The organism is Bacteroides caecigallinarum, from assembly GCF_021530995.1.
GTDB lineage: Bacteria > Bacteroidota > Bacteroidia > Bacteroidales > Bacteroidaceae > Phocaeicola > Phocaeicola faecigallinarum.
Window position 1 is genome coordinate 1 of record NZ_JADYTF010000107.1, and the last position, 12,269, is coordinate 12,269.

12 protein-coding genes are annotated in these 12,269 nt (G+C 38.7%); 7 read left to right on the top strand and 5 right to left on the bottom strand.

What is annotated here, in order from left to right:
* The first annotated feature begins 215 nt into the window (after positions 1-215).
* From I6E24_RS12960 to rnc, 7 genes are all read left to right on the top strand, one after another.
* Positions 216-554: a translation initiation factor gene (locus I6E24_RS12960; protein WP_235328956.1), complete on the top strand. Its 339-nt coding sequence runs from the start codon at positions 216-218 to the stop codon at positions 552-554.
* A gap of 393 nt (positions 555-947) precedes the next feature.
* On the top strand, positions 948-1,478 hold the full coding sequence (locus I6E24_RS12965; protein WP_235328957.1) for a gamma carbonic anhydrase family protein: 531 nt from the start codon (positions 948-950) through the stop codon (positions 1,476-1,478).
* A gap of 29 nt (positions 1,479-1,507) precedes the next feature.
* Positions 1,508-3,340: an ABC transporter ATP-binding protein gene (locus I6E24_RS12970; RefSeq protein WP_235328958.1), complete on the top strand. Its 1,833-nt coding sequence runs from the start codon at positions 1,508-1,510 to the stop codon at positions 3,338-3,340.
* 19 nt (positions 3,341-3,359) lie between these two features.
* Positions 3,360-4,370, top strand: coding sequence for a 4-phosphoerythronate dehydrogenase PdxB (pdxB, locus tag I6E24_RS12975; protein WP_235328959.1), 1,011 nt, complete (start codon positions 3,360-3,362; stop codon positions 4,368-4,370).
* 170 nt (positions 4,371-4,540) lie between these two features.
* On the top strand, positions 4,541-4,774 hold the full coding sequence (locus tag I6E24_RS12980) for an acyl carrier protein (protein ID WP_154043091.1): 234 nt from the start codon (positions 4,541-4,543) through the stop codon (positions 4,772-4,774).
* Between the two features lie 15 nt (positions 4,775-4,789).
* Positions 4,790-6,055, top strand: a complete 1,266-nt coding sequence (fabF, locus tag I6E24_RS12985) for a beta-ketoacyl-ACP synthase II (protein ID WP_235328960.1) — start codon at positions 4,790-4,792, stop codon at positions 6,053-6,055.
* A gap of 3 nt (positions 6,056-6,058) precedes the next feature.
* The gene (gene rnc / locus I6E24_RS12990) at positions 6,059-6,982 is read left to right on the top strand and encodes a ribonuclease III (protein ID WP_235328961.1); all 924 of its coding nucleotides are present in this window, start codon (positions 6,059-6,061) and stop codon (positions 6,980-6,982) included.
* Between the two features lie 77 nt (positions 6,983-7,059).
* Here rnc and I6E24_RS12995 read toward each other — a convergent pair whose 3' ends face one another.
* The 5 genes from I6E24_RS12995 to rpoN form a co-directional block, all read right to left on the bottom strand.
* Complete coding sequence (locus tag I6E24_RS12995; RefSeq protein WP_235328962.1) at positions 7,060-8,904, bottom strand: 4-hydroxy-3-methylbut-2-en-1-yl diphosphate synthase; 1,845 nt, start codon at positions 8,902-8,904, stop codon at positions 7,060-7,062.
* The gene (purE, locus tag I6E24_RS13000; RefSeq protein WP_235328963.1) at positions 8,905-9,414 is read right to left on the bottom strand and encodes a 5-(carboxyamino)imidazole ribonucleotide mutase; all 510 of its coding nucleotides are present in this window, start codon (positions 9,412-9,414) and stop codon (positions 8,905-8,907) included. It abuts the gene before it with no gap.
* Between the two features lie 46 nt (positions 9,415-9,460).
* Positions 9,461-9,841: a glycine cleavage system protein GcvH gene (gene gcvH / locus I6E24_RS13005; RefSeq protein WP_235328964.1), complete on the bottom strand. Its 381-nt coding sequence runs from the start codon at positions 9,839-9,841 to the stop codon at positions 9,461-9,463.
* A 32-nt stretch (positions 9,842-9,873) separates the two neighbouring features.
* A complete protein-coding gene (locus I6E24_RS13010) occupies positions 9,874-10,470 on the bottom strand; it encodes a phosphatase PAP2 family protein (protein ID WP_394800405.1) in 597 nt (198 codons plus the stop codon).
* A gap of 87 nt (positions 10,471-10,557) precedes the next feature.
* The gene (gene rpoN / locus I6E24_RS13015) at positions 10,558-12,036 is read right to left on the bottom strand and encodes an RNA polymerase factor sigma-54 (protein WP_235328966.1); all 1,479 of its coding nucleotides are present in this window, start codon (positions 12,034-12,036) and stop codon (positions 10,558-10,560) included.
* Between the last annotated feature and the right edge of the window lie 233 nt (positions 12,037-12,269).

Consider the following 12,269-nt stretch of genomic DNA (forward strand, 5'->3'; position numbering starts at 1 on the left):
TATTGTCAAGAGGGCTTCGCACCAAACAATTACTCGTAAAGCACGCCTCTTTAGGCTACTGTTGACGGAACAACAGGTTCAGACATCATGCTGAACAATTACTTGTACGACTTCTTGTCGCACGTTACTTGCAAAATTAGTCTATTTATTTGGAAACGCACACATAGATAAAGAAAAAGTTTATATCTTTGATTGAATTTAAATATCAATGGAAAATGAAAAGTAATGATTGGAAAGAAAAGCTGAATATTGTTTATTCTACAAATCCGGAATTCAATTATCAGACAAATGAGAGTGATAAAATTGAGACTATTGGGAAAAATAATCAAAAACTTAGGGTTTCGATAGAGAAAAAAGGGCGTGGTGGTAAAACGGTTACTTTGGTGACAGGTTTTGTTGGAACTGATGATGATCTTAAAGAACTTGGAAGGCTTTTAAAAACTAAATGTGGAGTTGGTGGTTCTTCTAAAGATGGTGAAATAATTATCCAGGGAGAATTCAAACAGAGAATAATAGAACTTCTTAAAGCTGAAGGATATACTCAGACTAAATAATAAGCCCGATATTTACTAAATAAAAAACGCTGCCCATCTGCAGGCAACGTTTTTTAGAATGAATGAAAAACAAGTGAATGTGATTTTTTTCTTAGAATAGAAAATTTTTACTTAAACTCTGAGTCAAAAAAACAATTAAGTAGATACGGGTTTCTTAATATGTAAAACAAATGAACAATTATTCTCATTAACTTCGTTGCAAAGATATGAATATTTTTTCGTCTTGACAAAAATATCGTTTATATTTTTAAAATATTTAATAATAAAAGTCGTATATAATACAAATAGATAAAGATGTATATATTTGGTTGAAAATAAATGGGTACAATCTGTAGATAAAAGAATTAATTAGTACTTTTGTGCCACAAGATATTTTTACATTAAAAAAAAGATATGGCACTAATAAAATCAGTAAGAGGATATAAACCTAAAATGGGTAAAAACTGTTACCTTGCAGATAATGCTACAATAATAGGTGATGTGGTAATGGGAGATGACTGTAGTGTATGGTTCAATACTGTATTAAGGGGCGATGTGAATTCTATTCGTATAGGTGATAGGGTGAATATCCAAGATGGTACTGTATTGCATACTCTGTATGAAAAATCTGTTGTTGAAATAGGTAATGATGTATCAATCGGACACAATGTTACATTGCATGGAGCTTGTGTAAAGGATAATGCTCTTATAGGTATGGGTTCTACACTTTTGGATCATGCTGTAGTGGGTGAAGGGGCTATAGTTGCAGCAGGAGCTCTGGTTTTGGCTAATACTGTAATAGAGCCACACACACTTTGGGGAGGAGTCCCGGCTAAATTCATAAAAAAAGTGGATCCTGAACAGAGTAAGGAGTTAAACCAGAAAATTGCAAACGGATATCTGATGTATGCATCATGGTTTAAAGATGAAGAAAATAAAGATTAATAGGTTAATAATAAAGAATTTATCTCCTGATGAAAGAATTTTTCAATTTACTTAAACGATTTGTTTCACCTTATAAACGATTTGTAGCCTGGGCTGTAATACTCAATATCTTGTCGGCTATATTTAATGTGTTCTCGTTTTCTCTATTGATTCCTATACTGAATATATTGTTCAAGACTGATGGAGGAAATAAGGTATATACATTTATGGAGTGGGGAAGTGCTCCATTGAAAGATGTTGCCGTGAACAACTTCTATTATTATGTATCTCATCTTATAGAAATATATGGTCCATCAAATACGTTATTGTGGCTAGGTTTGTTTTTGGCGGGAATGACTATGTTGAAGACTGCATGTTATTTCGGCTCATCGGCTGTCATGATTCCATTGCGAACAGGAGTTGTGCGCGATATAAGGACATTGGTCTATTCTAAAATAATGTATCTGCCATTAAACTTCTTCTCGTCGGAGAGAAAAGGGGATATAATTGCCAGAATGAGTGGTGACGTTTCTGAAATAGAGAATTCTATAACTAGCTCTTTGGATATGCTTCTGAAAAACCCGATATTGATAATCTCATACTTTACTACACTTTTCATAACCAGCTGGCAACTGACTGTGTTTACTCTGTTGGTCTTGCCTACTATGGGATGGGTTATGGGACAAGTTGGTAGAAAACTGAAAAGACAGTCTCTGGAAGCACAGGACAAATGGAGCGAAACCATGTCGCAGCTTGAAGAAACTCTTGGAGGACTGAGAATCATAAAGGCATTTGTGGCAGAAGAAAAAATGATAAACCGTTTCAATAAATGCAGCAATGAGTTCAGACAGGCGACAAACAAGGTTGCAACCCGTCAGGCATTGGCTCATCCTATGAGTGAATTCCTGGGTACTATACTAATAGTCATAGTTTTATGGTTTGGTGGATCACTTATATTAGGAGATAAATCTTCGATAGATGCACCTACTTTCATATTCTATATGGTTATACTTTACAGTGTGATAAATCCGTTGAAAGAGTTTTCAAAGGCTGGCTATAATATCCCGAAAGGATTGGCTTCAATGGAAAGAGTTGATAAAATCCTGAATGCAAAAAACAATATTGTAGAGAAAGAAAACCCGATACACATAAATGAACTAAAAAGCGATATTACATTCGATAATATATCTTTCAGCTATGGCGAGAATGAAATATTGCATGAAATAAATCTGAAAATAAAAAAAGGAGAGACTATAGCACTGGTAGGACAAAGCGGTTCTGGTAAATCTACTCTGGTGGACTTGATACCTCGATTCCATGATGTACAGAAGGGACAGGTAAGAATAGATGGTGTAGATGTGAAGGATTTGTCTGTAAGGGATTTGCGTTCACTAATAGGAAATGTAAATCAGGAAGCTATTTTGTTTAACGATTCATTCTTCAACAATATCACTTTTGGTGTGGAAAATGCTACAATGGAGCAGGTAATTGAAGCTGCTAAAATAGCGAATGCGCACGATTTCATAATGGAAACAGAGGAAGGATATAATACTAATATCGGTGACAGAGGATGTCGTCTTTCCGGAGGACAACGTCAGAGAATATCAATAGCAAGAGCTATTCTGAAAAATCCTCCAATACTGATTTTGGATGAGGCTACCTCTGCACTTGACACTGAAAGTGAAAGACTGGTACAGGAGGCTTTGGAAAGACTGATGAAGACACGCACTACCATTGCCATAGCACACAGACTTTCTACTATAAAGAATGCAAATACAATATATGTTTTATACGAAGGTAGAATAGTTGAAAGCGGAAAGCATGAAGAATTGCTTCAGAAAAATGGTTACTATAAAAGGCTGAATGACATGCAGGCATTATAGGTATAATTAGGGGTAAAAGATGAAAATAGTTGTTGACAATAAAATTCCTTATATAAGAGAAACTTTGGCAAAGATTACGGATAATGTGGTGTATATGTCAGGAAATGAAATAAATTCAGAAACCGTAAAGGATGCCGATGCGCTTATAACGAGGACAAGGACAAGATGTGACAGGCAACTTCTGGAAGGTAGTAGTGTCAAATTCATAGGAACTGCTACAATAGGCTTCGATCATATTGATACAGAGTTTTGTAATAAAGCCGGAATAGTCTGGAAAAATTGTCCGGGATGCAATGCCGGTGCTGTTGAACAATATGTACATGCTGTTCTTACTCTGTTGAAAGAAGAGAAAGGACTAAAACTTGAGAATGTATGTATGGGAATAATAGGCGTAGGTCACGTCGGTTCCAGGATAATGTCGCTGGCAAAAAAACTTGGTATGAAGATTATGCTGAATGACCCGCCCAGGAAGGATAACGGGGAAAGTGGGTTTGTAGATTTGGACACAATAGCCGCTGAATGCGATGTTATAACTTTTCACACACCTTTGATAAAAGAAGGAAAATATAAAACTTTTCATTTGGCGGATAAGGACTTTTTTGCTTCTCTTCGGAAAAAGCCTGTTGTAATAAATACTTCCAGAGGTGAAGTGGTTGACACTTCTGCCATACTTGATGCGATAAATGAAAAGAGAGTATCTGAAGCAATTATTGATGTCTGGGAGAATGAACCACATATAAATTTGGATTTACTTCACAAAGTATACGTAGGTACACCTCATATCGCAGGGTATTCATCTGAAGGAAAGCTTAATGCTACAATTATGACTTTAAAGTCTTTATGCGAGTTTTTTCATCTTGATGTGGATATAAATTTGTCTTTGGACGAAGACTTGAGAGAAGAAAATATTATTGATAATAAAGATGATATTCTTTCATGCTACAATCCGAAAAATGATTACAGCGTGCTATTGTCTCATCCGGAGGATTTCGAAAAAATAAGGGGTAATTATAAGCTTCGAAAAGAATAAAAAAACAGTTTTTTCAAGTTTTATATGTTACTTTTCTGCACAAAGTGTATGTTTTTGTGCAGAAAAGTGCATTTATTTCACTGAATATTTGGTGAAAACAAGAAATATTTATTCCTTTGCAGCGAATATTTAATCAAAAAACAATTTTATAAACTTAAAAAATTAGAATTATGTCTGAAATTGCATCAAAAGTACAGAAAATTATCGTTGATAAATTGGGTGTAGAAGAATCAGAAGTTGTTCCAACAGCTAGCTTCACTAACGATCTTGGCGCTGACTCTTTGGATACAGTTGAGTTGATCATGGAATTCGAAAAAGAATTCGGTATCTCTATTCCAGACGATCAGGCAGAAAAGATCCAGACTGTAGGTGACGCTATCTCTTACATCGAATCAAACAAATAATTAATTCTCTAATTTATGGAATTAAAGAGAGTAGTAGTAACAGGTCTTGGCGCATTGACTCCACTTGGTAACACTGTTCCTGAATTCTGGAATAACCTTATCAACGGAGTGAGTGGGGCAGGACCTATTACTCACTTTGATGCTTCAAAGTTTAAGACTCAGTTTGCATGTGAAGTTAAAAACTTCAATGTAGCAGATTATATCGACCGTAAAGAGGCTCGTAAAATGGACCTCTATACTCAGTATGCAGTTGCTGCAGCAAAAGAAGCTGTGACAGATGCTGCTATTGATGTCGAAAAAGAAGATTTGAACAAGGTTGGTGTTATTTTAGGTGTCGGTATCGGCGGTATCCGTACTTTCGAAGAGGAAGTAGGCGGATATGAACAGACAAAAGATACTATCGGACCTAAATTCAGTCCATTCTTTATACCGAAAATGATTGCCGATATTGCATCTGGACAAATCTCAATCATGTATGGTTTCCATGGACCTAACTTCACTACAACTTCAGCATGTGCTTCATCATCAAATGCAATTGCCGATGCTTTCAATTATATCCGCTTAGGCAAAGCTAATATCATAGTGACAGGTGGTGCTGAAGCAGCAATTTTTGCAGCTGGTGTAGGAGGTTTCAATGCAATGCATGCTCTTTCAACACGTAATGATGATCCTACCCGTGCTTCACGTCCGTTTAGTGCAAGCCGTGACGGATTCGTAATGGGTGAAGGTGCAGGTATTCTGGTTCTTGAAGAATTGGAACATGCAAAAGCTCGTGGAGCTAAGATTTATGCAGAACTTGCAGGTGTCGGAGCTTCTGCTGATGCACATCATCTTACTGCGTCACATCCCGAAGGCCTTGGTGCGAAATTGGTTATGCTGAATGCATTGGAAGATGCAGAAATGAAACCGGAAGATATTGACTACATCAATGTTCACGGAACATCAACTCCTGTGGGAGATGTTTCAGAGGTTAAGGCTATTAAGGAAGTTTTCGGTGAACATGCTTACAAACTAAACATTAGTTCTACTAAGTCTATGACTGGTCACTTACTTGGTGCAACAGGTGGTGTAGAAGCTATTGCAAGTGTTTTGTCTGTTAAGAATGACATTGTACCTCCAACAATCAACCACGAAGAGGGTGATAACGATGAAAATATCGACTACAACCTGAACTTCACATTCAATACTGCACAAAAGCGTACAGTACGTGCTGCACTTAGCAACACATTTGGTTTTGGTGGTCACAATGCATGTGTAATCGTTAAAAAATACACTGAATAAACTGTGTTAGCAAATATTACAGATAGAATAAGACTTCTTTTCCGAAAGGAAAAGGAGCCTTATTTTCGTTTTTATAGAATATTGGGATTTTATCCTCGTAACATTGAAATATACAAACAAGCTTTGCTGCATAAATCCTCGTCTGTAAAAACCCAAGGCAGGTTGATTAACAATGAAAGGCTTGAGTTTTTAGGAGATGCGATATTGGATGCTGTGGTGGCAGACATTGTATATAAAAAGTTCGAAGGAAAAAGGGAAGGTTTTCTTACTAATACGCGTTCAAAAATTGTACAGAGAGAAACCTTGAACAATATTGCTATAAATATCGGATTGGATAAACTTATCAAATATTCTTCCAAACAGTCTTCGCATAACAGCTACATGAGCGGTAATGCTTTCGAAGCGTTGATCGGAGCCATTTATCTTGACCGTGGATACAGAGCATGCAAGAAATTCATGGAGGAACGTATCATAGGCCAGTATATCAATATTGACAAGATTTCCCGCAAAGAGGTGAATTTCAAGTCAAAGCTGATAGAGTGGAGCCAGAAGAATAAATTTGAGATAGAGTTCAAACTGATAGGTCAGACTTTGGATGAACATCAGAATCCTATTTTTGAAACACAGATAATGGTTGAAGGTATTCCTGGAGGTAGCGGTAAAGGATATTCAAAGAAGGAATCGCAGCAGGAGGCCGCACATGCCACTATGAATATGATAAAGAAGGATTCTATCTTTATAGATGCAATATTCAATGCCAAGCATGAAAGGGAAAATGTAGAACAGCAAGTTGTCTTGAACGAAAACCAAGATACAACTTCCAATATTGAAAATCAGGATTTCAGCCCTATGGAAGAAAAATATAGGGATGAGGAGAAGATAATTGCTGAAGCGGAAAATGCTGCATTTTCGCAGGAAAAAGATTAAGAAATTGCATTTTAGTATATATGATAAAAGCCTGCTAAAATTTTATTGGCAGGCTTTTATCATATATGTATGTTTGACTATTTTTCGTGAAAATCTCCGTTAGCCTTTATCAGTTCTATCAGTTTTTCTACTGCCTGTTCTTCAGGAATATTCTTTTCTATACATTCCTTACGCTTGTACAGACTGATTTTGCCGCGTCCGGCCCCTACATAACCATAGTCGGCATCAGCCATCTCGCCCGGACCATTTACTATGCATCCCATAATTCCTATTTTCAGACCTTTAAGATGTGAAGTAGCAGCTTTGATACGGGCTATTGTTGATTCAAGATCGTAAAGAGTTCTTCCACATCCCGGACAAGATATGTATTCGGTTTTTGAGGTACGTACTCTGCCGGCCTGGAGGATTCCAAATGCCGTTTCGTCGAGTTTTGTATCTGTTATAGCCGAGGAGTTGTTGTAAAGCAGGATACCGTCAGTCAGTCCGTCGAATATTAATGCTCCCATGTCGGCTGCCGATTTTATCTGCAAATCCTCTACAGAACTTTCCTCATACATCTGGAAGAATATTACTGGATTGTTCAGTCCCTGCTTTGTGAGCTGATGAACAAGGCCACGGTATTCACCCAGGCGGTTAGGATGATTGCTCTGAGCTATAATTACAACTTCCGGATGCAGACGCAGACATGCTGTAACCTCTTCGTTGAGGCCCATATATGTGGTAAACAGGAATTTGATGTCCGATTGGATTTGGTGCAGACCGATAATCTGTTGGGTGTTGAATGCCGGATAAGTTCCTTCTTCACCATTCCATACGTTTGCGTCAACAATATAGCCTGTGTCCTTTCTCCTGTTTACAGGCAAGGTCTGTCCGCAATATACGTAATCAGGCTTGAACTGTTCGTTCATGTCCATATTTCCGTTCAGACGTACTGAAACTACAACTGGTAGGTTGTCGCCACCGATATTGCCTACGGCAGTTGTCTTGCGTCTCGATGGGTTGGTGTAGCAGAAATCGTCCGCTTCGGCTCCAGGGATATAAGGATGGTTTTCGCGTTTGATGATATAGTCCACCAGTTTGCGTGCTACAGGAATTTCAGCTTCAGGAGCTTCACTGAGCGATACGCGTATTGTGTCGCCAAGTCCGTCGGCAAGGAGTGCACCTATTCCGAGAGCAGACTTGATACGTCCATCTTCCCCATCACCGGCTTCAGTCACTCCAAGATGGAGAGGGAATGCCATGCCTTCTTTTTCCATCTGCTCTGCAAGCAGTCTTACGGTCTTGACCATGACAACAGTGTTGGAAGCCTTGATGGAGATTACTACATTGCTGAAATTCTCTTCTACACAGATACGAAGAAACTCCATGCATGATTCTACCATACCTTCAGGAGTATCACCATAGCGTGACATGATACGGTCCGACAGTGAGCCGTGGTTTACTCCGATGCGGATTGCAGTGTGATTTTCCTTGCAGATATTCAGAAATTTGATGAAACGCTCGCGGATCTTTTGTATTTCCTGTGCATATTCCTCGTCAGTATATTCCAGATTCTTGAAAGTACGGGCAGGGTCAACATAATTACCCGGGTTGATGCGTACCTTTTCGGCATAAAGTGCAGCCACATCTGCCACATTAGGATTGAAGTGTACATCTGCTACGAGAGGGGTGTTGTAACCTTGCGATCGCAGTCCGATGTTAATATTCTTCATGTTTTCAGCCTCGCGCACACCTTGAGTGGTGAGGCGTACATACTCTCCACCGGCATCGATAATACGTTTGGCCTGTTCTACACAAGCCTCTGTATCCATCGTTACGGTGTTGGTCATGCTCTGTATACGTATAGGATTAGCGCCACCCATAGGAGTGGCGCCAACATATACTTCGTTTGCCTTTCGGCGTGAATAGTTGAAGTAATCCATTTAATTAGTCTTGTATGCGTATTTAACTTCTTTCAGTTCTTCGTTAGCCTTTACAATTTTGTTTTTCAGTCCTTCCTTGTAAGCGGCAAACTTCTTAGCCAATTCCTCGTCAGATAGTGCTATCATCTGTACTGCCAGGATTGCAGCGTTCATTGCTCCGTTGATGGCTACTGTTGCTACAGGTATTCCTGGAGGCATTTGGATGATAGAATATAAAGCGTCAACACCGTCGAGTACAGAGCCTTTAATAGGTACTCCGATAACAGGAAGTGTAGTGTTGGCAGCAATAACTCCAGGAAGTGCGGCAGCCATACCGGCAGCAGCTATTATTACTTTCAGTCCTCTGTCGGCAGCACCTTTAGCATATGCTTCAACTTCAGCTGGTGTACGATGTGCTGAAAGTGCGTTAATCTCGAAAGGAACCTGCATTTCGTCAAGCAGTTTGGCAGCCTTTTCCATAACCGGTAGGTCAGAAGTACTACCCATGATGATACTTACTATTGGTTTCATTCTTTTTCTTCTTATAGTTTATATTTGTTTGTTTTTGAGTTTTTGACTATTCGTTTATAAGTTGTTTGTAGGCTTCGGCATCAAGCAGATCATCTGCTTCAGAAGCGTCTGTCGGTTTGATTTTTATAATCCATCCTTCACCGTAAGGATCTTTATTCACGAGTTCTGGGTTTTCTTCAAGTGCCGGATTTACTTCAAGTATTTCTCCTCCAACGGGCAGGAACAAATCGGAAACAGTTTTTACTACTTCAATACTTCCGAAAGTTTCGCCTTTTTCAAGTGTCTCTCCTTCAGTAGGAACATCTACGAAAACAATGTCACCGAGCTGTGTCTGTGCATAATCTGTTATACCTACGTATGCTTCCTCTCCTTCGAAACGAATCCATTCGTGTTCGTTTGTGTACTTTACATTAGTTGGAAAATTCATGGTTTTAAAATTTACAAGGTTAGTATATCTTTTCAAATAAACAAAATTCCTGTGACACCGCAAAATAATCCGAGCAGAAATCCTCCGAATACCTCAGTTAATGTATGTTGTCGTACAATAATACGTGCTGTGCATAACATTCCAGCCAATAAAATAAATCCCGCAAGCCACCACACTGGATTAAATTGGAAGAGAAAACTGTATGAAAGCAGTCCTCCAACCATCATTCCGCTACTTGCAGCATGTGTGCTCACCTTAAGTTTGAGATTGACAAGAGTACACAGCACCATACATATAAGTACTGCTAGAATGATACCACTCATATATCTTGGTGTGTGTATACGATACATTGTTAAAAGTCCCCCCAAATAGCTCAGTATAGTTAGTCCGTAAGGTATGAATCTGTTTTCCCTATTCCCCAGTTCCTTAATTCCCCAGCCGTTTATTTTCTGGAAAATGTATATGCCCAGCATCGGAAAAAGGATAGTAAAGCAATATACCAGGCCAAGTATGGACAACTTGTATGACAATGGCATAATATTGAGATATGTGAACACAAATATCAATAGAAATGCCACGAACGGAACCATGAAAGGAGTGAATATGGCCGATACTATGTACGATGCCATATATAGAGGATCTCTCCTTTCTTCTGCTGTCAGGGGAACCGACTCGTGATATGTAAGTTCGTTAGGAATATTGTTCTCTTCCATGATTTACCTTCTTAATCTAGCTACCGGAATATTCAGTTGTGTTCGATATTTGGCTACAGTACGTCTGGCTATCGGGTATCCTTTTTCTTTAAGGGCGTCTGCAAGTTCGTCATCGGTGAGAGGTTTTTCCTTGTTTTCGCCATCAACCAGTTCTTTAAGGATTCTTTTTATTTCTCTTACCGAAAGTTCTTCACCGCTCTCTGTGGTATATCCGTCGCTGAAGAAAAACTTCAGAGGGAATATACCGAAGTTGGTCTGAACATATTTACTGTTGCTTACTCTTGATACCGTAGATATATCAAGTTTGGCTCTTTCAGCCACATCCTTCAGAATCATAGGTTTGAGCAATGTCTCGTCTCCATCAGTAAAGAACGGACGTTGCAGGTCAATAATGGCCTGCATAGCGCTGAGCAGAGTGTTCTGTCTTTGTTTTACGGCATTGATGAATCCTTGTGCCGCATCAACTTTCTGTTTCAGGAACATGAATGCGTCTTTTGCCTCTTTTGACTGGTTGGCCTTGTTCTTTGTCTGTTCTTCCAGCATGTCGGTAAAAGTACGGCTAAGCCTTAGTTCTGGAACATTTCTGTTGTTCAGGCTCAATATTATGTTTCCGTCATCTTCTGTCTCTACGATAAAGTCAGGTATAATGTGATGCAGATTTTTTCCCATGGCTTCTCCCATTGAGCTTCCCGGTCTGGGATTCAGTTTTACCAGTTCAGCCACAGCTGCATTATATTCTTCTTCTGTGATATTAAGTTTCTGGATTATTTTCTCCTTATTCTTCTTTGTAAACTCATCACAGAACTGGTCTATTATATCATATTCGATTTTTTTCAGCGGTGAGTCTTCTTTTCTTTTAATCTGAAGAAGAAGACATTCCTGTAGATTTCTGGCACCAATACCGGCAGGGTCGAAATCTTGTATGATGGAGATTATGTGTTCCAGTTCTTTTTCTGAGGTATATATTCCCTGATATATGGCAAGTTCGTCCATTATGGATTCTGTTGTTTTTCTCAGAAGTCCGTCATCGTCTAACGAACCAATAATGTATTCACCCAACATCTTTTGTTCGTCGGTAAGCTCCTGCATGTCTAACTGCTCCTTTAGAGTCTCGTAGAATGAAACATTGTCCGACAAAGGGATTTCTTCAGGAGTCTCTCCTTTAGAACGGTTATTCTCCTGCAATTTATAGTCTGGAATATCATCTTCAGTTCTATAATCGCCTAGTGAAACATCTTCGTTGTAATTGGTGTCAGGGTCAGCATCAGGATCTGTCGGATATTCGTTAGCCTGGTCCTCTGCTATTTCCGATGGGTCTCTGCCTTCTTCTAATGCCGGATTGTCAAGAATCTCTGCATGTACTCTTTCCTCCAATTCTACTGTTGGCAGTTCCAAAAGTTTGACCAGCAACACTTGTTGCGGTGAAAGCGTTTGTACTTGTTGTTGAGCCTGCGACTGTATTTGACGTGAGTTTTGTGCCATTTTATAAATTTATTTATTGGCAAAAGTAGTAAAATAATTGTGATGATCAATCCTGAAAAGGTTAGTTTGTTTTAAAGAAAGTATCTTTTATATCAGATTACATAAAAAATATGGCTTTACCTGTTGTTGATTTTTAAGTTGGATTTTATATCCTAGTAAGCCTGTATAAATACATAGATATAACTGCAATTATTTAAATGTAACATGCAGCAAAACATATGTAACATTTACGG

Excerpts from the sequence above, each read along its gene's own strand:
- I6E24_RS12995 (WP_235328962.1), bottom strand. The coding sequence starts at position 8,904 with ATGGATTACTTCAACTATTCACGCCGAAAGGCAAACGAAGTATATGTT.
- rpoN (WP_235328966.1), bottom strand. The coding sequence starts at position 12,036 with ATGGCACAAAACTCACGTCAAATACAGTCGCAGGCTCAACAACAAGTA.
- purE (WP_235328963.1), bottom strand. The coding sequence starts at position 9,414 with ATGAAACCAATAGTAAGTATCATCATGGGTAGTACTTCTGACCTACCG.
- I6E24_RS12970 (WP_235328958.1), top strand. The coding sequence starts at position 1,508 with ATGAAAGAATTTTTCAATTTACTTAAACGATTTGTTTCACCTTATAAA.
- I6E24_RS12965 (WP_235328957.1), top strand. The coding sequence starts at position 948 with ATGGCACTAATAAAATCAGTAAGAGGATATAAACCTAAAATGGGTAAA.
- gcvH (WP_235328964.1), bottom strand. The coding sequence starts at position 9,841 with ATGAATTTTCCAACTAATGTAAAGTACACAAACGAACACGAATGGATT.
- I6E24_RS13010 (WP_394800405.1), bottom strand. The coding sequence starts at position 10,470 with ATGGCATCGTACATAGTATCGGCCATATTCACTCCTTTCATGGTTCCG.
- I6E24_RS12960 (WP_235328956.1), top strand. The coding sequence starts at position 216 with ATGAAAAGTAATGATTGGAAAGAAAAGCTGAATATTGTTTATTCTACA.
- I6E24_RS12980 (WP_154043091.1), top strand. The coding sequence starts at position 4,541 with ATGTCTGAAATTGCATCAAAAGTACAGAAAATTATCGTTGATAAATTG.
- fabF (WP_235328960.1), top strand. The coding sequence starts at position 4,790 with ATGGAATTAAAGAGAGTAGTAGTAACAGGTCTTGGCGCATTGACTCCA.
- pdxB (WP_235328959.1), top strand. The coding sequence starts at position 3,360 with ATGAAAATAGTTGTTGACAATAAAATTCCTTATATAAGAGAAACTTTG.